General features: G+C 29.8%; 18 protein-coding genes. 3 read left to right on the forward strand and 15 right to left on the reverse strand.

What is annotated here, in order from left to right:
• Positions 1-42: 42 nt before the first annotated feature.
• The 4 genes from HMPREF1983_RS04245 to HMPREF1983_RS04260 form a co-directional block, all read right to left on the reverse strand.
• Positions 43-1044 carry a glycosyltransferase family 2 protein gene (locus tag HMPREF1983_RS04245; RefSeq protein WP_021753067.1) on the reverse strand — a complete coding sequence of 334 codons (1002 nt, stop codon included), beginning with the start codon at positions 1042-1044 and terminating at the stop codon, positions 43-45.
• A gap of 59 nt (positions 1045-1103) precedes the next feature.
• Positions 1104-2663 (reverse strand): N-acetylglucosaminidase, encoded by a 1560-nt coding sequence (locus HMPREF1983_RS04250; protein ID WP_021753068.1) that lies wholly within the window; start codon positions 2661-2663, stop codon positions 1104-1106.
• A gap of 127 nt (positions 2664-2790) precedes the next feature.
• Positions 2791-3813 carry a ribitol-5-phosphate dehydrogenase gene (locus HMPREF1983_RS04255; protein WP_021753069.1) on the reverse strand — a complete coding sequence of 341 codons (1023 nt, stop codon included), beginning with the start codon at positions 3811-3813 and terminating at the stop codon, positions 2791-2793.
• Between the two features lies 1 nt (position 3814).
• Positions 3815-4522: an IspD/TarI family cytidylyltransferase gene (locus tag HMPREF1983_RS04260; protein ID WP_021753070.1), complete on the reverse strand. Its 708-nt coding sequence runs from the start codon at positions 4520-4522 to the stop codon at positions 3815-3817.
• Positions 4523-4745: 223 nt separating this feature from the next.
• Here HMPREF1983_RS04260 and HMPREF1983_RS04265 point away from each other — a divergent pair, with 223 nt between their 5' ends.
• From HMPREF1983_RS04265 to HMPREF1983_RS04275, 3 genes are read left to right on the forward strand one after another with little or no spacing between them, the layout of a single operon-like run.
• Positions 4746-6233 carry an oligosaccharide flippase family protein gene (locus tag HMPREF1983_RS04265; RefSeq protein ID WP_021753071.1) on the forward strand — a complete coding sequence of 496 codons (1488 nt, stop codon included), beginning with the start codon at positions 4746-4748 and terminating at the stop codon, positions 6231-6233.
• A 12-nt stretch (positions 6234-6245) separates the two neighbouring features.
• Positions 6246-7049 (forward strand): LicD family protein, encoded by an 804-nt coding sequence (locus tag HMPREF1983_RS04270; RefSeq protein WP_021753072.1) that lies wholly within the window; start codon positions 6246-6248, stop codon positions 7047-7049.
• A 3-nt stretch (positions 7050-7052) separates the two neighbouring features.
• Positions 7053-7859, forward strand: a complete 807-nt coding sequence (locus tag HMPREF1983_RS04275; protein ID WP_021753073.1) for a LicD family protein — start codon at positions 7053-7055, stop codon at positions 7857-7859.
• A 52-nt stretch (positions 7860-7911) separates the two neighbouring features.
• Here HMPREF1983_RS04275 and HMPREF1983_RS04280 read toward each other — a convergent pair whose 3' ends face one another.
• The 11 genes from HMPREF1983_RS04280 to HMPREF1983_RS04330 form a co-directional block, all read right to left on the reverse strand.
• On the reverse strand, positions 7912-9336 hold the full coding sequence (locus tag HMPREF1983_RS04280; protein WP_021753074.1) for a cytosine permease: 1425 nt from the start codon (positions 9334-9336) through the stop codon (positions 7912-7914).
• The gene (locus HMPREF1983_RS04285) at positions 9336-9515 is read right to left on the reverse strand and encodes a hypothetical protein (RefSeq protein ID WP_021753075.1); all 180 of its coding nucleotides are present in this window, start codon (positions 9513-9515) and stop codon (positions 9336-9338) included. The genes HMPREF1983_RS04280 and HMPREF1983_RS04285 overlap by 1 nt, the downstream gene beginning before the upstream one ends.
• 21 nt (positions 9516-9536) lie before the next feature.
• The gene (locus HMPREF1983_RS04290) at positions 9537-11291 is read right to left on the reverse strand and encodes a phosphotransferase (protein ID WP_040460990.1); all 1755 of its coding nucleotides are present in this window, start codon (positions 11289-11291) and stop codon (positions 9537-9539) included.
• Between the two features lie 126 nt (positions 11292-11417).
• Positions 11418-12458, reverse strand: coding sequence for a teichoic acid biosynthesis protein TarQ (tarQ, locus tag HMPREF1983_RS04295; RefSeq protein WP_021753077.1), 1041 nt, complete (start codon positions 12456-12458; stop codon positions 11418-11420).
• On the reverse strand, positions 12451-13911 hold the full coding sequence (locus tag HMPREF1983_RS04300; protein ID WP_342663631.1) for an O-antigen polysaccharide polymerase Wzy family protein: 1461 nt from the start codon (positions 13909-13911) through the stop codon (positions 12451-12453). The genes tarQ and HMPREF1983_RS04300 overlap by 8 nt, the downstream gene beginning before the upstream one ends.
• Positions 13912-13918: 7 nt before the next feature.
• Positions 13919-14905: a glycosyltransferase family 2 protein gene (locus HMPREF1983_RS04305; protein ID WP_021753079.1), complete on the reverse strand. Its 987-nt coding sequence runs from the start codon at positions 14903-14905 to the stop codon at positions 13919-13921.
• A gap of 9 nt (positions 14906-14914) precedes the next feature.
• Positions 14915-16015 (reverse strand): glycosyltransferase, encoded by a 1101-nt coding sequence (locus tag HMPREF1983_RS04310; protein WP_021753080.1) that lies wholly within the window; start codon positions 16013-16015, stop codon positions 14915-14917.
• Positions 16008-16844, reverse strand: a complete 837-nt coding sequence (locus HMPREF1983_RS04315) for a LicD family protein (protein ID WP_021753081.1) — start codon at positions 16842-16844, stop codon at positions 16008-16010. The genes HMPREF1983_RS04310 and HMPREF1983_RS04315 overlap by 8 nt, the downstream gene beginning before the upstream one ends.
• Complete coding sequence (locus HMPREF1983_RS04320; RefSeq protein WP_021753082.1) at positions 16837-18054, reverse strand: DegT/DnrJ/EryC1/StrS family aminotransferase; 1218 nt, start codon at positions 18052-18054, stop codon at positions 16837-16839. Before HMPREF1983_RS04320 ends, HMPREF1983_RS04315 begins: the two co-directional genes overlap by 8 nt.
• Positions 18055-18682: 628 nt before the next feature.
• A complete protein-coding gene (locus tag HMPREF1983_RS04325; RefSeq protein ID WP_021753083.1) occupies positions 18683-19420 on the reverse strand; it encodes a sugar transferase in 738 nt (245 codons plus the stop codon).
• Positions 19421-19540: 120 nt separating this feature from the next.
• Positions 19541-20950: a flippase gene (locus tag HMPREF1983_RS04330; RefSeq protein ID WP_021753084.1), complete on the reverse strand. Its 1410-nt coding sequence runs from the start codon at positions 20948-20950 to the stop codon at positions 19541-19543.
• Between the last annotated feature and the right edge of the window lie 2 nt (positions 20951-20952).

Here is a 20952-nt window from a genome sequence, read left to right on the forward strand (position 1 = left end):
CTATCAGTCCTATATTTTGTAGATCCAAAACAGTTCTTAAAATTATTTTTTAAAATAAACTTTCTTCCAAGAAAAACCTTTTACTAAACCTACTAAAGTTCCCAATCCATAAGAAATATGTACTAAAAATAAAATAATTGGCATTAACAACAATGTTAAATTAAATTTATTTGTTAATATAGTCGCAACGGTTATTATTATCGTAAAAAATAAATACACACCCATTAATAACTCCAATAACAACCATGTCCAAGGCAAAACTAATAAACTCACGATAATTGCTACTACAAATACAAACGGTACAAAGTGAAATATTGATAAACATTTAGGCACGACATGACTTGTTAAGCCTATCCAATAACCGTTCATATATTTTTGTCTTATCATTTTTTTTAATGTAGGTCTCATGTATTGGTATGATAAAATTTTATTGCTATATCGAATTTTATACCCGTATTTCCTTAAACGATAATGCAATTCGTTATCTTCTGTTCTAATCAGCCGTTCATCCATCAACCCGACTTTATCAAATACTTCTCTTTTATACATACCGTGAAAAATAGAATTTACATAAGCATCACTATAACTTTTACGATAATTAGCTATACTGCTTCCAAACATATTTTCTTCTACAAGATGAAGAGTTTTAGAAAAATTATCCTTTGCTTCAACAATAGTGGGGCGTCTTCCTCCACATATGTATTCTCCTGTTTTTATAATAGCTACATTGTTTTCAATAAAATCTTTTGTTATTTTAGAATGAGCATCAATTTTGAGAATAACATCTCCAACCGAATGTTTTACTCCCAGATTAAAACCACACGGTTGAACTTTTTTCGGATTATCTATAATCTTTATATTCTTAAATTCAGTGTTGTTATTTCTAAATTCTTCTAAAATTTTTACTGTATTATCTGTAGACATTGCATTAATAAAAACAATCTCTATATTCTTTTTTTCGTACGTTTGTTGCTTTAAATCTTCTATTAGTCCCGGCAAATAATTTTCTTCGTTATATGCACTTATTACCACTGATACTAACATATAGTCTCCTTGCCAAAAGTAAGGGAGCAAGGCAACTTATCTGCCCGGCTCCTACTTTTTTATTTATCTTTTCTTCCTAAACGTTCATTAGCTTCAAACATTATACTTGCGATTGATTCGCCCCAATACGGTGCTGTTGCATAGTTTACATTCATACCGCCGGCTTTATTTCCTAAATATGCACCATGTGCAGGGTATCTGCCATTAGTTAGATATTTCTCACTAATCCAACGTGCAGCCCCCAATATACCGGCATCAACATTATCAAAACGTTTAGCTGAATTGAACGGATTTGAATCGTAAGCGGCAATACCGAAGAAATTATTTTTTCTTTTCGCTATATTACTTTTACCCCAAGCACTTTCTAAAGCACTATGCGCCACTAAATAAAGTGCATTAACTCCATATCTTCTTTCAGCTTCTTTGAATGTTGCACCTCTTCCAGCCAACATACTATTGCTCGCTCCCATTAAATTATAAAGGCGATTAAGGTCTGCTGCCGAATAATTTGTTTTTGATTTTAAATTATTAAATTGAAACGGATGCTGAAGTTTAAATGTTCCGAAATTAACACCGTCTGCTGAATAATAAGCTTTACCTACTACCATATTCGGATTATGGTATGCGACTTTTACTTTACTATATTTTGAATAACGGTGATATACATATTTACCATCACTTACATAATCAGGAATAAATGTTGTATTTTCATTTACAGATTGTACTTGAGAAGGATTTACATAACCCGTTAAGCCTGCTACCTGTACCGGTATTCTTCCGTTTGAAGTTGCTCTACTGTCTCTAAATAAGACTGTTCCTTGTGATACATGTGATAATATTTTCCCGTTAGCATCATAAACCGGAATATACAATCCTTTTACTTTATAGTATCCTGAGTAAGAATTAAGTTTTTGAGCATATTTACCGTTCAAAAATTGATGTTCACCGGCACTATCTCTTCCATAACCTGTGTATTTCTTACCGTCTTTGAAATAATACCAGTCTTTTCCATCATCGTACCACCAGTTTGCATATTTTCCACTTGCAAAATAGTGTTCGCCGGCATTATCTTTGCCATAACCGGTTAATTTCTTACCGTTTTTAAAGAAATACCAGTCTTTTCCATCATCGTACCACCAGTTCGCATACTTTCCGTTTGCAAAGTAGTGTTCACCGGCATTATCTTTGCCATAACCGGTTAATTTCTTACCGTTTTTAAAGAAATACCAGTCTTTTCCGTCATCGTACCACCAGTTCGCAGGTTTTCCGTCAACATAATAAATTCCGCTTCGATATCCTCTTGTCGATGTTGTTTTGTTGTTTACTTCTTTTCCTTTTACATATCGTTTACCGTTATATGTCCCATTTGCATACTTTCCGTTTACAAAATAATGTTCGCCGGCATTATCTTTGCCATAACCGGTCAATTTCTTACCGTTCTTAAAGAAATACCAGTCTTTTCCGTCATCATACCACCAGTTTGCAAGTTTACTTCCATCGTAAAAATATGCTCCTTTATATCCTGCCTGTACATTAACTTGTACTACTTCATTCACTATTATCGGTGTTGATAAAACGGTCAGCACCCCTAATCCTATTTTTATTTTTTTATTTCTCATAATTGTTTCTCTCTGTTTCCTAAATTTTTTCTAAATATATATTACCAGTATATTATATCATATTTAAGAACCCTTATTTATTACAATTATGCACCTTTTATTACAAATTAGTTACAACTTTAATTTACTATATTTCCCACTTAAACACTGTTTTAAAAGCATTGTTTAAATCACTTGCAAATACTTTATGAATATCACTGATACTTTTTACAGATTGTTCTAAGTAGATAATATTTTTAAATCGACGTTCAAATTTTTTATCTTCAAGCATTGCTATTGCTTTTTCAAAGTCGCTTCGTCCGGAACGTGATGAACCGATTAGGGTTAAACCTTTTTCAAGAATATCACGTGTATTTATACTTACATGGTATTCACTAACTCCCATTAAAACAAGGCTCCCTTGCGGTTTAATATATTTAATAATATCATTAATTGCGTAGCCGCTACCATCTCCGCCGCAACACTCAAATCCATGATCAAATGTAAGATCGGCAGGAATATTATCTGTTAAATATGTTTCCTTGGCAAACGAGAATAGCTCTAATTTCTCCCAGTGTCTTCCTATCACAATAATTTGCGTTTCCGGTAATGTGTAGTTTACAATATTTGCCATAACAAACGCAAGACTACCGTCACCAATTATCGCAATACGTTCTTTTTTACTGTGAGAATCTTTCAAAAAACGTTCCATAGCGTGCATTCCAACACTTATAAATTCTGTTATTGCAGCGACACTATCATCGACTGTGTTATAAGGTACTACTCTATCTGCAGGTAAAGTAATAAATTCACGCATAAAACCGTCAAACCCGCTGGATAAAAAGTGGGTCCCCGGCATATAATTTTCATACATTTCTTCATCACTTGCACGAGGTGGTTGATTTGGTATCATCACAACATGTTGTCCTACTTTATATGTCCCGGTCGGATCTGCAATAACTTCTCCGCAACATTCATGAATAAGTGCCATCGGCAACTTCTTGGCAAGTATCTTAGGATCACGTTTACCTTGATAATAACGTTGATCAGCATGGCACACAGCCATATAATTCGGGCGAATAATTACTTTATCTCCGACGGATAAATCTTCTTCCTGATATTTAACATTAATAAATTTCGGTTTTATTAGTTGATATATATGGTTAATCATTTTACTGGTCCTCTAACATACCTTTAGCTATTTTTAAATCTGTTACCGTTGTTATTTTAATATTCGAATATTCTCCTTTAGCTAAAGCAACTTTTTTCCCTTTAATAACAAAAATTTTACAAGCATCTGTAAGTACCGATTTTTCTTCTGCACTTAACGAATCATATAATGATAGAAAATCTTTACAACGGAAACTTTGTGGGGTTTGTCCTTGATAATAATGTACTCTGTTGGGGATAGTTGTAATATAGTTTCCGTTTGTACTTTCTACAATCGTATCTACTGCTTCCACAACTGTATCCACCGCTTCGTTTTCTTTTGCCAATCTGATGTTATCTTTTATAATACGTAATGTAATAAACGGGCGTACAGAATCATGCGTTATGACAATATCGTCGTCTGCTAATTTTTTATAATCATTAATAACTTCAATTATTTTTTTTATTGTCGTATTTCTATCACTACCTCCTGCGGTAATAATTATTTTCTCACGAAATGTAGATAAATATTTATCAATCAAATCCTCCGCATGACTAACCCAGTCTTCATGTACCCCTACAACAATTCGTTCAATTTCAGGTTCAAGAACAAATTTTTCTATTGTGTGTATAATAATAGGTTTATTCCCTAAATCAAGAAATTGTTTAGGCATATTACTTATGCCCATGCGAGTTCCTGTCCCGCCCGCTAATATTCCAGCATATATCATATATATTCTCCTTAAATATTCTCATTTTTTACTTAATTAATACCATTATAACATAAAACATTATATTTTTATTAGAATTCCCATTATTTACATTTATATTCTAATGCTTATACTTAAAATTTTAACTACTATAAACATTCTCAACCAATTTTACAATAATTTCTACTTTCTACTATAAATATGATATAATAGTCACAGAACTTTTGAAAGGATATTACTTTGTATGAAAAGTATAAAACTCAATGCCCTGGCATTTATGGGAATTAGAGTGCTTAATATAATATTTCCTATTTTAACCGGCACATATGTAGCACGGATTTTAGATCGAACAGATTACGGATATTTCAACTCTGTTGATACTATTATTTCTTTCTTTCTACCTTTTGCTACATTCGGTGTGTATAATTATGGTTTAAGAGAAATTAGCAACATAAAAGATAATAAAAATAAGGTAAATAAAATATTCTCACAATTATTTTATTTATGTGTTTGTTGTACAATATTGACATATACTGTATACTTTTTTGCATATCCGCTATTTTTTGAAAATAATCCGGTATTAAAAAAAATATACCTAGTAATGAGTATTCAACTAATGGCTCAAATTTTTTCAATAGAATGGATTAATGAAGCATTAGAAAATTATAGTTTTTTATTTTATAAAACTGCATTTATTAGAATAATGATGCTTATAGCTATCTTTGCATTTGTAAAAAATGAACACGATATAATCATCTACTCACTTATAATGACGCTGTCAACGACAATAAACTTACTTATTAGCTATTTCTGGATAAAAAGAGATGTTTCTTTTGTAAAGGTTCGATTACATGAGTATAAACCTCTTTTTTTACCGTTGATAGCCATGGTTATATTCGCAAATGCAAATATGCTATTTACATTCCTTGATCGCTTATTCTTAGTTAAGTTAGGTAATGAATTATTCGTTACTTATTACACCATGGCACAACGTATTATTAATGTAATTGCCGGAGTAATAACCGGAGCAATCGGAGTCAGTGTCCCACGTTTAGGATACTATCTCGGGAATAATGATAAAGAATCTTATACTTATCTTGTCAACAAAGGAGCTCGTATATTTAGTTTCTTTATAGTACCTATCAGTGTTGGTGCAACTCTATTAGGTCCACATACAATACTACTATATGGTAGTGAAAAATACCTCGGAGGAGGGATGCTCACATCATTATTTGCCATCAGGACAATTATTTTAGCTTTAGAAACTATTCTGGGTTCACAAATTATTTTTGTTAACGGATTTGAAAAACAATTAACCTCCTTTACGGTTATTGCAGGAGGAATAAATCTTGGTCTTAATACTTTATTATTTTCAAATAGTGTAACTTCTCCGGAATATTATTTAATAACAACAATGTTGTCGGAAGTAATTTTAGTCAGTATGTATATTGTATTTATAAAAAGCAAACATTTAATTAGCTTACGAAATATATTTAAATATACAATAAAATACTTGTTATTTTCATCATCATTCGTAGTAATATATTTTTTAGTAAATTATATATACCCTGTAGAAATGATAATTAATTTGAAATTTCTTATTAATGTTGCTATTGTAATTACTCTATCCGTTATTAGTTACATTACCTGCTTGATAACAACAAAAGATGCAATATTCTTTGAATTTCTTAATCATATTATAAAAATTAAAAATAGACTTTTAAGTAAATAGGAGACACTTCTTATGAAAAAATTAAAAATTGATGAAGTAAAACAGATTGAATTGGAAATTTTAGCTTACATTGATTCTTTTTGCAAAAAGAATAATATTACATATTTTATTAACTACGGAACACTTTTAGGTGCTGTACGCCATAAAGGTTTTATACCTTGGGATGATGATATTGATATTTCAATGACACGGGAAAATTATGAGAAATTTATCAAATTATTCGAAACTGACAGTTCTAAATATAAACTTCTTTCTCTAAAAACCGATAATAAATATTATAACAATTTTTTGAAAGTTTTTGATTCTACCACCTTGATTGAAGATACCAGAAATTACAAAACGTATAAAACAGGAATTTTTGTGGATATTTTCCCTATGGATACATTTAACGATAAAAATATTGTTGATATTTGCTATCGTCTTGAAAGTTTTAAGTTACTTTCATTTAGCAAAAGAAAAAATATTATCTATAAAGATAATATCTTAAAAGACATTATTCGTAGCAGTTTTTGGGCAATACTGCTTCCTATTTCCCCGCGTTTTTTCGCTTTTAAAATTGAAAAAAACATAAATAAATATTTTGATAACAACGGTAACTATATAGCTTTTCTGCCATCAAAACAAAAAGAGCAGGAAGTATTCAAAAGTGATATTTTTGATGACCTTATTGAATTACCATTTGAACATCTTATTCTCCCTGCGCCTAAAAATTATGATATAATATTATCTCAATATTACAATAACTACATGGAACTTCCACCGGAAGAAAAAAGATATAATATACATGAATTTCATGCATATAAATTGGAGGATTAACAGATGAATTATCTTTCTAAAGAAGAGGTAAGAACTCATCAACTGGCTATTTTAGATTTTATTGATGATGTTTGTAAAAAAAATAATATTAAATATTTTCTTAGCTATGGTACTTTATTGGGAGCTATACGTCATAAAGGTTTTATACCTTGGGACGATGATATTGACATTTCTCTTTACAGAGCCGACTATGAACGACTTATTGAAGCTGTAGATAACGAACAACACCCACGATATAAAGTATTAGATTATAATCACTCTGATTGGTATTTCCATAATTTTGCGGCTATTATCGATACATCAACAATTATTGAAGATAATGTTAAATATAAACGTCATGATACAAGTATTTTTATTGATATATTCCCTATTGATACCTTTAACGATTTAAGTATTGTGGACAAAAGTTATAAGTATGTCGCACTTAGACAACTATGTTATATTAAAAAAGAACGTGCTACATATAATGATAATAAAATGAAAGATATTGCACGTATTATATGTTGGTATATATTAAGGTTATTTAACCCACGATTCTTTTACAAAAAAATTGATAAATTAATAAAAAAATCAGCTACTAAAAACGGTAAATTTGAAGGCGGTATCGGTATAGGTAAAGATGGTATGAAAGAGATTTTCCCTGCAGGAACTCTATCTGATATTATATATACCGAATTTGAAGATAGACAATTACCTATCCCAAAAAATTACGATGTATTCCTTTCTCAACTTTATGGCGACTATATGACGCCTCCTTCACTTGAAATGCAAGAGTGGTATAGTCATAATATTAAAGCATATAAAAAATAAATAAGATAAATACTTATGAAGATGTTATAATTCATAGGTATTTATCTATATTTTATATTATATCTAAATCATTTCTATCCTTTAACATATATTGTCTTAATGGAGATATACTTGCTATAAAATATAATAATCCACCAAAAATAGCAGTGAATCCGCTACCTGTTGTAAAAAGAAAAATATTACTCTTTATTTCTCCGCTATATGGATTATAAACATATATCATAGCTACTAAGCAGGTAATAATAATACATAATAATCCTATAATATTAAAACCGTTCGTATATTCATAGGAATTATGTCCATTCATATTATAAGCCGATTTTAAAGATAATTTTCTTCTTCTTAAAATTAAATAGTCTACCAATATCATTCCGATAATCGGGCCTTGTATATAAGCAGCTAATGAAATAAAAGCTCCGAAATATTCCTCTACTCCTCCCCATATTGTTAAAATACTCACATAAATCATCGCTAATATAACAAGTAATTTATAACTCACTTTAGGCAACCCGCTTTTTACAATCATACAATTTACATAAGAACCTGTTCCCTGCGTTCCTATATTTGCAAAAGCAACTAATAATAAACTCAATAAACCTAATGCAGGAGTAGTTAATGTCGCTAACATTGTAGTAGGATCACTTTCATAAACACCTGTTTTCACAAACATTGCCAAAGCCATAACCCCACCTGTCGCAACAAAAAACGGAGCAACAAAACCATAAGAAAGCACGGTTCCCCAATAACCACTTCGTTCCGTTCTGGATAATCTCGGCATAACTAATGCTTGTGTAGACCAAGAAAATGCAAAAGCTACATTTCCTTCCGCTGATAACATAAAACGTTGCAGTGCGGTTACTCCCGCTTCTTCAGCCGGTTTAACATTTATTAAATCATTAAACGGAACAGCAGTAAGGCAGATTATAAATACTATAATACCTACTGCTAATAAAGCAACTACTAAAAATCTATTTGTCCATTTTATAACTTCAGGGCCTCCCAAGGCTATAATAGTCCCAAGCACCACGCAAAGAGTTCCCAGTATGGGCGACCAAATATTTGTATTTAAAGACAATCCGAAGTTGTTTGCCAAATTAACCATGGAAGAAGCAAATAAATTCGCTGCTACGGCATACCAGCCGAAATTGGCTAAACTTATAACAATAGATAATACCGTTACGCCTTTTCTTCCTAAAACCGCCCTAAGCCATATCCATAAGTCTATCCCATATCTAACCGCAAATAATACCGGTAAACAACTTATTAAAACCCAAACTATATTGAAACAAAATATATTTATAAGCATTTGTTTAAAATTTAAAAATTTAGCTACATATGCTCCTTGAGTATAACACCATGTTGCAATCGCAAAACCGCTTGTTGATAAGAACAAATCTATAAATGAATACTTTCTTTCGTTTCCTAAAACAGGTACAACCCCCGTTATGGTTTCTTTTTGTATATAATTACTTTTCATTAACTTATCACTCCAATCGCACATAAATATATTAACACCATACTTGTAATCAATAACCCTATTATAATTATCATATCTATATTAGAAATTCTACTAGGAAATATATACGTTGGATCTTCCATTTTTTTTAATCTTTTTTCTGTTTCTTCATATATTAATTCTTCTATTTTTTTTGTCACTTTAACATTACTCTCCTATATTTAATTTGTTAATAAGGCTTCTTTTCCGTATAACTTAACGTATTTATACCATATATATAAATAATTTCCTACATTTTTTCCCACACTTTCCTGATGTAAAGCCCATAAAAACCAATAAAATGAAATAACTGCCGTATAACCTAAATAATGTTTTTCATAATTTTTATTAAATTTCTCTCCAAGATACTGTTTTATTATTTGCTTCGCTTCATCGATAGTATAACTAGAACAGGCAATAAATGTACCCAAATCAACAGCAGGATCAGCCATTCCCGAATACTCCCAATCAATAAGATACATCTTTTCGTCATTATCTATCAAAAAGTTAGGGTCATAACTATCACAATGACACAGACATATTTCTTTATTATTCAAAACACTTTTTAACTTTTCTACTATGCCTACCAATATATGCATATCTTCAAAGTCATCACGTTTATTTTCAGCTAATATATGCTTGAAATTATCTATCTGCTTCCAAATATCAAATGTATAATCTGTTTTGTATCCACTCTTATGTAATTTTTTCAAGTAATTTAACGCCATTTCCACATCATTCTTATTGTTATAATCCAATGTTCTGGCATTTTCTATAAAATATGATATTTTCCAACCCTTATCTTTATCTATGTATATATATGTGTCGTCAATTCCCAAGCACTTAGCCACTTGCATTGATTGTGCTTCACTTGCCCTACTTATATAAGAATCAGTTCCTCTTCCGGGGTGTCTGTATACATAATTTTTATTATCTACAGAAAATTTAAATGATGTATTGGTCATACCGGATTTAATAGGCTCTATTTTTTTTATGTCATGTTCATTACAATTCAAAACATTGCATATATTTTTCAATATTTCCGAGTTGGAATTACTTAAATAATTACTGTCAAACTCTCTCAATTCGTCCAAAGAATCAAATTCTTGTATTTGTTCTTTGTCATAATGCCGTATATACATATCCAATTCAGAAACATATCGTATATATAAATCTTCCCATAAACCATTCTTAGTAACTTGTCTTGGATATTCTTTTTCTAATATATCTACAAATTTTTCGCTAAAACTCTTATTGAAAAATACATGTCCCAACATTGTCCATGAATTTTCCCCGCCTATTTCTACATTTGTTATCTTCCCTTTTTTATCACATTGTATGCAATATTCATTAGTTTCGCCATCTTCATATACCGCAGAATAATAAGATCTATACACATATCTTTCAAATGGATTTTTAACAAAATAATTATCAGAAGAACATATATAAGTGTTTGCCAATAAATCTTTTACTAACATTAATGATGATGTGTTATTATACTTATAATATTCTTCATTAACTACAATTTTTACGCCATATTTTTCTTCCAGATAAAACATCTTTTCTTTCATATAACCGACCACAAGTATTATATCTTTAATACCCACAGCCTTTAATTGCTCTATTTGGCGTTCTATAAGTAGCTCTCCTTTTACTTTTAACAAACCTTTAGGTTTCTCGTACGAAAGTGGAGCAAAACGAGTACTCATACCCGCAGCAAGTATTATTGCATTATTAACGGCAAACGGTTCTAATGACTGCAAACCGCTTTTCGTCAATGTTAAATTTTCAGTTATTAAATTTTCATCTTTTAATTTTTTTAACAATATATTTACTTTCCCTAAAGACATACGTGTCTGTTCGGCCAACATACGTTGTGTATGTGTTGTTTTATTTAACAATTGTGTTAATATATTAAACTCTGATAAAGTTAGCATTAATAATCCTCTCTTTATGTTCATTATTTGTATATTCTTTTGAAAAATGAACCTTTTATTATAAAAAAAGATAGAATACTCTATCTTTTACTTACTGCTCATTTTATCACAAAATTTTAAAATTAGCTACAACTTATAGTTAATAACCCCTAAAATATCTTTATCCAAGTTAGCCAATACTTGTAAATTTTCTTCAAAATTTTTATATCGTGTAACTCCATACTCTTCTATAAATAGTACATTATCGGCTTCGATTAAAGATTGTACATCATCAACACTTCTTACTTTTACATCAACTGACAAATATTTTTTATATTCATGTTTAAATTTTTCTAATACTTTAGCGTTTGTTCCAATAAATACCAATGATTGATTATTTATCTTATAGTCAATTATCTTTTTCAAATTATCCATAGTAGTTATAGTTGATACAAAACCTATATTATATTTTTTATAATCTCCTGCCCTATTAATTGTCGGATTAAAAATATATACTATTATATTAGCGATTATTACTAAAATTATTGATAATATCCCTAATATTCCTAAACGCATTATTAGTTTTGTTTTATTAACTGCAACAGATTTTTTGCCGCCTGCAACTAATTCTTGAGAATTTATAGTATCCAATTTATTAATTTTTACATCAGAGTATGTATCTTTAAATTTGTCGATCAATAAATCTAATTTTTTCTCAATTATTTCATTAGCATTTTTACTGGAAGTTAACACTTTTACAGATACCCCTGCATTGTTAATCAATGGATTTACTATTATTTTCTTGTCCCAATAATCAAAATTAGAATTTTTAAGGGTTGTTTCTCCGGTATCTAATTCATTAGCAATTTTTGCCATCTCTTCAGATGATAAATCATTAAATAAAAATGCTCCATTTATATTAGATTCTAATAATTTTGCATAAAAATCACTATACCCTCCAACTTTATTTTTATTGGAATTTTGTTGTTCTTCTAATGGAGATGTAATTTTGTAACTTAAATATGTTGAATAATTTGTTGTATCTTTTACCGTTGTTTTACTGTTTATAGCTTTTAATGTATACGGTATTGCAATAGCACAAAATAATACTATTACGGCTATTATATTTATTATCTTCTTTTTATATATATTAGCAAATAAATCTGCTGTTGAATAATTTTCAAACATTAATTCTCTTCTCCTTGTGTCGTATATTGTGTTTTTTTGTCATCGTTTTAGCTCCAAAGAATATTATCGCAATAATCCCCCAAAACTGCATTGTAAATAAATTAAGGAAACTTTCCGAAAAGCTGCTGCGGGGCATAAAAAACAAGTTATTTAAAATAAATAATCCTATCCCGAACAATAATATTCTATCTGAATAAGCTATCTTCATTATTAGAACAAATAATACTCCCAGTAAAATACTAAATACAAAAACTCCTATAAATCCGAAATCAGTATATAACTCCATTATATAACTACTTCCAATGCCATGCCCATCCAAGTATTTTTCTTTTAACGTTATATAAGAAATATTATGTGCATAACTATTACTCTTTAATGCCAACTCTGTACTGTTGGTAGTATGTTCAAACGCCTTACCCCCGAATAAAACACCAATATTTCCCTTAGTAAAATATTCTATAATCGGGCCAAAAGTATAACTGCTCACTTCTCTTACGGGTAAATTACTGTTGTAAAGATAGCCATGTGCCAAAACCCCAAAACTTGTTCCTTGTTTGTATATAAAATCAAGGAATATATCTGAAAAACTATTACCTGCTACCTCTACATTATCACGAACATAATTAAGTATTCCCATAATAATCATTAATACGGGTGTTCCTATATAAATAATCAATTTTTCTTTGAAGCCTATCCACAACCCCCGCTCTCCTTGATTACGCATGAAATAATATACAAAAGCAAATAACAAGCTAAGGATAAACGGATTACGTGTCCCAATCAACAGATGAATTGCATTGGCAAAAATAAGAGCTAAAAGTACCAATGTTGCATAAAGTTTTCTTGGTTTTGTCGCTAAATATATACATAAAGAATATAACATAAATGATGATAGTATATAAGTAAAATATGGTAATTCACTTTTAAAATTGGCGTAATAATCATAATATGTTGTATTTAATCTAAAAAGTAATCGTTCAACTAATCTCAATACATAAAATGGATATGATAATCCAAAAATAACTAATGCCATTAAACGAACCTTTTTTATATATCCCATATTTTTATTTTTCATTTTATTTTGTAGCGGTACCCTTTTAGTTGTAATAATACTACCTATGTGTAATCCTATAATAGATATTATAACGACTAAAAATGAAAATTTATACACATCCCCTTGATATGTGCTCAATGCTCCCGTTTTAAAATAATCAATTGTTGGCCTTGACACTAAAAAAATAAAAATTGTAATATAGAATATTAAATGTATAATGTAATACTCTATATTATTAAAACACCATAGTATACAACATAATAGTAATGAAAGGAGTGTGTAAAATAATATTGATATTTCATTACTTATAATATACCTGATACCTAAACAAATAGTTATTGTAGTGCTTAATAATGTAAAAAGAAAATATATTCTTTTTCTATCTATACTCAAAGTCAAGCCTCCTTTAATATATCTGTTTTGATTGCTTAATATTTTTAAATAGCAACACTCTGTAAAGTTTTACATTAATAAGTAATGCTAATGTCGCCATTCTTCGCCCTTTTCTAAATATCTTATTATTAGTAATTTTTAATGCGTTAATTTTTAAAAAGTTGACAACTTTTTTATAATCTTCAAACTTACTATAATTTGATTCTAATAACATTTTATCTAAAATAAAAAAATATGCGTATGACAATCTGAAAAATCCAACATCTTCTATGTCCGGATAATCTTTTTTAACAAAATCATAATATCGTGTGTAGATATCTATATATGCTAAATCTTTTTTCGCATATGGTTTGGTTGTTATGCTATCTCCTCTATGGTAATAGTAATAATAAGGCTTGGTATTAATAACGAATTTTCGGGCTACTTTTAATAAATCATAATGATAATAGGCATCTTCATATATCAATCCTACCGGAAATTTTAGATTATTTACTATTTCTTTTTTCATTAATTTATTACAAATAGACCCCGGAATTTGTTCACCTATTAAATATTTTTCTAAAAATTGCTTTTTATCACATACAAAATATAACTCCGTGTTTTTACATTGCGGACTGCTGCTGTTGGTGTAAACATTAGTAACCCCACAACTTGAAACATCTGCATTTTCATTTATTATCTGATTGTATAAAGTCTCAATCATTTTTTCATGTATATAATCATCTGAATCTATAAATATAATATATTTCCCATTAGCTTGAGAAAAACCATAATTTCTTGCGTCAGATAACCCACCATTTTTTTTATGTAGCACCTTTATGCGATTATCTTTTTTCTTAAAATCATCACAAATTTTTCCGCTGTTATCTGTTGAACCGTCATCTACCAATATTATCTCCAAATTACCATATGTTTGATTTAATATTGAAGTTACGCTTTTTTCTAAATATTTCTCTACATTGTATATAGGAACAATAACACTTATTAAATCATTTTTCATTAATAACCTCTAACTAAATATTTCTTCTATATCTCTTATTTGTCTTTCTACTGTAAACTCTCTTATAAATTTAAGGGCAAGTTCTTTATCCATTATCTTCCTATTATCTAAATACTCAACAAGCGCTTGCTCTGCTTCTTCATTATTATATATAATTTTACCAAATTTCCCGTTTTGCGATAATTCTTCAGCCCCACCTACATCTGTTGATACAAAAGGTACACCCAAGCTAAGCGCCTCTACATAAACCCCAGGAAAGCCTTCTTGTTTTGACATAGACAATAAAACTTTCATATATTTTAAATATTTATAAGGATTTTTTTGATAACCTAAGAAATGAACATATTTCTCCAAACCATGTTTTTTTACTCGTTTTTTCAATATATCTTCCATATCACCACTGCCTATATAATATAAGTGATATTTCTTGTTTTGTTTATGAAGTTCGTTTATAACTTCCAAAACTCTATCCGAGCCTTTATTTTCTTCTATTCTTCCAATTGTACAAATACTGTTAGGTTCTACTTCTATATTAATATCTTCACTTGCTTTACTTACTATATCATCAAAATTATAACCATTATATATATTTACTACTTTTCCTTTATACTCAGGATAGACATCAACTATCGACTGTTTGGTTTTATTAGAAATCGCTACAATTTTATCTACATCAGCTAGATGTTTTTTATGAGATACTCTTTTTAAGCTATCTTCTTTAAATTGCTCAATACTCCCATGTATCCAAGCTATTTTTTTTACGTCTTTTCTTTTTGAAAAATTAAATGGTGGATTCATAATTGTAAAAGATACTTCTATATCATAATTATCCTTTACTGCCAACTTTCGTGTTAATTTAGGAAAATATATTCTAAAACGCCATAATAATGCACGAACAATTCTGCTTTGATTATGATATTGCCATGGTTTTAAAATATGAACATTATCAGGTACCGGTTCGTAACCTTTATCAAAATGCTCCATCTCCAATATATCAATATCATATTTTTCACTATTCAGGTTAGATACTATTGTTGAGAGTATTTTCTCCGCCCCGCCACCAAGCGAGTACGACCACATAAAAAATAATATTCTTTTTTTCTTAGTCATAATACTCCCCCTTATATTTCGTATAACTACTATCCATATCCGTTACCACTGCATCATGATGCGGTACTTGTTTTTCTTTCGGTGGTGGAGTCATATAATCTCCGAACGCTGTCTTCAAATAAATATCGTAACCTTTTGGTATCGGCATTTGTGTTTGTTCAAACGGCATAAATATACTTTCGTCAAAAGCATTTAACGGATATTTTTTTTTCATATATCCCGGACCTGAGCAAAGTTCAGTAATGCCGTCACTTTCTGCTTTAGTATATTTTGTCATCTCACGTTCAGCTTTTTTCCAAATTTTATAACGAAGTATCCGTGGTGTTATTCCTAATAATATTGTACTGCCCCATCTCATTAATCCCCCATGTTTTTTGGGAATTGTTTGAGCACAAAACAATGAATATACTAGCGCCCAGCGAACTTGTTTTTTTCGTTTATATTTATCCTTAGGGTAATAATCAAGCGGTAATATATCCAACGCTAAGCCATGTGGTATATCTAAATCCTGTTGATAAGGTTTAATACATGTAGTTTGAGTATCACGAATAGTAATAAATAAATTTCTATCAACGAAATCTCTACCACTTTTTGACAAGAAATATCTTTTATCAGCATACTCCTGCCACAACATTGGTAATTTTTCGTAATCACTACGTGGCATAAAAAAATCTAAATCGTCATCCCACGGAATAAACCCTTTATGCCTTAAAGTCCCAATCGCGCCACCACCACACAAGTAACATAGTAAGCCATGTTCATTACAAAATTCTACAAAATACTCAGCCATTTCTAAACTTCTATTTTGAATCTCCTGTAAATTACTCACCCACAACCTCCGTTACAATTCGCTTAAATCTATCTATTATTACATCAATATCATTGTCACTCAAGCATGTATGAAGCGGCAAAGTAATCTCATTTTCGAAATAAGCATACGCATTTGGATAATTTTCTATATTAAACCCTAGGTTATGATACGCTGTTAATAATGGTAAAGGCTTATAATGAACATTACAGCTAACGCCCATCTCTGCCATTTTTTCTATAATTTTACCTCGTTGTTCAAATGTTGCACCTTTTATATGAGTAATGTAAAGATGTCTACATGATTCAAAATTCTCCGTTTTATGCACTAACGGTACTATACGTGTATCTCTAAAAGCTGTATCATATTTTTCAACTATTTCTTTTCTTCGCTTCAACAAGCTCGGATAACGTTTTAATTGTACAAGACCTATTGATGCTGCCAAATCGGTCAAATTACATTTGTAACCGGGTAGTATAATATCATACTCCCAAGATCCTGCTTTCATTTTAGACAAAGCATCTTTTGTTTGACCATGTAATGATAAAATTTGAAACTCTTTATACAACTCATCATTATCAAATACCGGATTATTTCTCCATGTAACACTACCGCCTTCCGCTGTAGTAAAGTTTTTTACCGCATGAAACGAGAATGTACTAAAATCTGCAACACTGCCAACTTTTTGACCTTTGTACACACTTCCTAACGCATGTGCCGCATCAGCAACAACAGCCACTCGTCCCAGCTTTTCTTGATATTTTCCATTCGGTTTAAACAAGTCTTTTTTACGCTCTACTATATTAAATATACGTTCATAATCGCAAGGTATTCCAGCTAAATCCACCGGAATAATTGCTTTTGTTTTTGGTGTAATAGCTTGCTCCAATTTATTATAATCCATCTCATGACCATCTTTTTGAATATCAATAATAACAGCTTTCGCTCCAACATGATAAATAACACTACATGATGCAGTATAAGTCATTGCCGGAACGATTACCTCGTCACCCTCACCAATACCTAACACACGCAATGCCAATTCGAGAGCAGCTGTTGCAGAATTAAAACAAACCGTTTTCGGTGTATCGGTAAATTCTGACAATCTGCGTTCCAATTCTTTTGTCTTCGGTCCTGTTGTAATCCAACCTGATTTTAATGTATCAATTACTTCGTTAATTTCTTCTTCGCTAATATCCGGCGGAGAAAATGGAATATTGTATTGTTTCATTATTGTTCTCCTTAGTTACATAGTAAGTATTTACTAATACCACTATTACTTTTATTACTGTAATTATTTTCTTAAAATTCTCTTCTAATTTCTACTTATCGTCCATTTTAATAATACAAAATATACTACTTAAAACTACTTTAATCAAATGTTGTATTATTATTTTAAACTAGCGGAACACTTCTTTTAATTACTGTAATTCTACATTTTTATACTCTTGATTATATCAAATTACAACATAATAATCAATTATAGGTTTTGTATGAAAATCAAAGTATATATTATTTTACAAATATTTAAGCAATGGTTAGTAGTAGTATGGACGCCTACAACTAACCCACTATGTGGGTGGATTTTTCGGCTAGAATTTTAGCCAAGGTCTAAAATTCTCCAAGTAAAATGCTTTTGGCATTTTACTATTACCACTACAAACATTGCCATAAGGCTCGTTGCCATTCTTAGCGATGAATTTCTTAAAGTTGCATCACCACTATAGAATCAGCAACAAAAAATATTTTGTATATAAATATATAATTTTGCCTACATAATAAAAATAAGCTCCATATCACTTAATAGACACAGAACTATTTCCATTCATATTTTACATTTGCTACATTGTTATTAGTAGTTATCTTAATACTACAACCACAGTTTTTATCATAATTTTAATATCATTTAAAATACTGAATTCTTTAATATACTGTAGATTATATTTCATTTTCTCCGGTAATACTTTTTCTATATAAATATCATCAATGGATAAATCACTATCCTTGTATAGTGCAATCACATCATCTTCATCTTTATATTCAATACTTGCAGGAGAAGTAATACCCGCCGGCAACAAAAGTGTTGCGTTCATCTCATCGGTATATTTATCAACATACTTCGCAACCTCCGGTCGAACACCGACAAAACTCATATCCCCTATAAGAACATTAATAAGCTGTGGCAATTCATCAAGTCGCAACTTACGAAGTTTTCTCCCCGCTCTACTAATACGTGGATCATCCTGAAGAGTAACAGATGAACCGATTTTGTCAGCATCTTGCACCATTGTTCTAAATTTAAAAATTTTAAACGGTCGTCCGTAAATTGTAATTCGTTCCTGCCTATAAAAAACAGGTCCTTTACTATCCACTTTTATCCATAACGCTAAAAATAATATTATCGGTGACAATATTATTAATAAAAATAATGCCAACAACTTATCAAAAAACAACTTCAAATATAAGGACATTTTGCGTTGTTCTATTATTTTTTTATATCTATCTACTATTTCAGTTTCAAATCGTTTATCAATACTGCTCATTTCGCACCTTACTACAAAATCATTTCTATTTATTATACCACAATATTCTGTCATGTGTTATGAAAATACTAAGATATTGTTGAGCCTTTTATCTTTATTTTTTCTCATACACCATATTTAATACAGAGCCAAACTATCCATTTGACATCAAACTCATTAATTTAACCAACCAATTTATTTTATCATCTCTCTTAGTTCCTTTATATCTATAACTTTTAAATATAAAATCAAGCCGATATATACCGTTCCACCTACTAAAACATACACTACTAACCCTATTACATTAGATAATCCAATCAATACTTTTAATAATTCTATTACAATAAACATCACTATTGCAGAAAGAAATATTTTAATAAATTTATTATTAAAAATAGTACGAATATCTACTATTTTTCTGCTGTAATTCCATTGTAAAATAAATACTAAAAATTCTACAATAACCGATGTTATTGAAGCACCGATATACCCCAACAAAGGAATTAGTGCGATATTTATTAAAATACTGACAATCGCCGGTATAGTTGTAGACAACATAAATTCCTTATTTTTATTTCTAACAACAAGCACTTGATATCCTAAAATATTAGTCCAACCTATAAATAAAATATTAAAAGAAATAATATATAAACTGTATTTTACATCTCCAAAATTCTCTCCTAAAAACAAATTAACAAATAATTCATTAATAACCATCAACCCAAAAATCATAGGAAAAATTATTACATTATATACCAGAAAAGAAAATTCAACCATTTGTAAAGCCTCTTTTTCTTTTTTTTCAGCTAACAAATTAGCAACTCTCGGCAACATTACAGCACCTAACGAACTGACAATCGTAAGCAAGATACTTATTAATTTTTGGCTTTGATCATAGATACCGACATCATAAAAAGACCCAAATATTCCCAGTAGCGTTCTATCCATAACAACATACAATGAAATTGCAATCTGTGGTAAAAACAGTAATATTGTAGGTTTAATATTTTTCTTTATGCCGTCCCATCTAAATTCAGGTTTTCTTATATACTCTCTAGCAGGAAACCACATTATTAATTGCCCTAAAAAATCAAAAATAACTAGAATAAAAACATAAAGATAGATCTGATTTTCATTTTTAATAAATAGAAAAATACTAATAACACCGAGCAACCTTACACTCGCATTTCTTATTGTGATTCTTTTAAAATCTTCTCTGCCGGTAAATAACCAAGATATATCTAAAAGTTTTGAAAACAAACTAATAACTAACAAAACAGCTATTTTATTATTCATCGTCGGAACTAGGTTAAGTGCTCCGCAATACAATAAAATTGATACTATACTTGTTGTTACCTGAATAGCGTAAATATTCCAAAACGTTTTGTTTACGTTGGTTGATGAAGCTATTTGCTTTGTACCATAAATATTTATTCCAAGATTAGCCAGTAAAACAAAATAACTAACAATAGAATTATAAAAACCGTAATTCCCCAGATTTTCACTTGTAAAAACACGTGTTACATAAGGTACTGTTATAATTGGTAATATAATATTTAATAATTGATATGATACATTGTATAAATAATTTTTTAAGAGTTTCACAA

The sequence above is a fragment of the Gemella bergeri ATCC 700627 genome, from assembly GCF_000469465.1.
In the GTDB taxonomy this organism is placed as follows: domain Bacteria; phylum Bacillota; class Bacilli; order Staphylococcales; family Gemellaceae; genus Gemella; species Gemella bergeri.

Coding starts and splice junctions, on each gene's coding strand:
- HMPREF1983_RS04245 (WP_021753067.1), bottom strand. CDS start 1,044: ATGTTAGTATCAGTGGTAATAAGTGCATATAACGAAGAAAATTATTTG.
- HMPREF1983_RS04260 (WP_021753070.1), bottom strand. CDS start 4,522: ATGATATATGCTGGAATATTAGCGGGCGGGACAGGAACTCGCATGGGC.
- HMPREF1983_RS04305 (WP_021753079.1), bottom strand. CDS start 14,905: ATGAAAAATGATTTAATAAGTGTTATTGTTCCTATATACAATGTAGAG.
- HMPREF1983_RS04270 (WP_021753072.1), top strand. CDS start 6,246: ATGAAAAAATTAAAAATTGATGAAGTAAAACAGATTGAATTGGAAATT.
- HMPREF1983_RS04320 (WP_021753082.1), bottom strand. CDS start 18,054: ATGAAACAATACAATATTCCATTTTCTCCGCCGGATATTAGCGAAGAA.
- HMPREF1983_RS04325 (WP_021753083.1), bottom strand. CDS start 19,420: ATGACAGAATATTGTGGTATAATAAATAGAAATGATTTTGTAGTAAGG.
- tarQ (WP_021753077.1), bottom strand. CDS start 12,458: ATGTTTGAAAATTATTCAACAGCAGATTTATTTGCTAATATATATAAA.
- HMPREF1983_RS04265 (WP_021753071.1), top strand. CDS start 4,746: ATGAAAAGTATAAAACTCAATGCCCTGGCATTTATGGGAATTAGAGTG.
- HMPREF1983_RS04250 (WP_021753068.1), bottom strand. CDS start 2,663: ATGAGAAATAAAAAAATAAAAATAGGATTAGGGGTGCTGACCGTTTTA.
- HMPREF1983_RS04290 (WP_040460990.1), bottom strand. CDS start 11,291: ATGCTAACTTTATCAGAGTTTAATATATTAACACAATTGTTAAATAAA.
- HMPREF1983_RS04275 (WP_021753073.1), top strand. CDS start 7,053: ATGAATTATCTTTCTAAAGAAGAGGTAAGAACTCATCAACTGGCTATT.
- HMPREF1983_RS04310 (WP_021753080.1), bottom strand. CDS start 16,015: ATGACTAAGAAAAAAAGAATATTATTTTTTATGTGGTCGTACTCGCTT.
- HMPREF1983_RS04280 (WP_021753074.1), bottom strand. CDS start 9,336: ATGAAAAGTAATTATATACAAAAAGAAACCATAACGGGGGTTGTACCT.
- HMPREF1983_RS04255 (WP_021753069.1), bottom strand. CDS start 3,813: ATGATTAACCATATATATCAACTAATAAAACCGAAATTTATTAATGTT.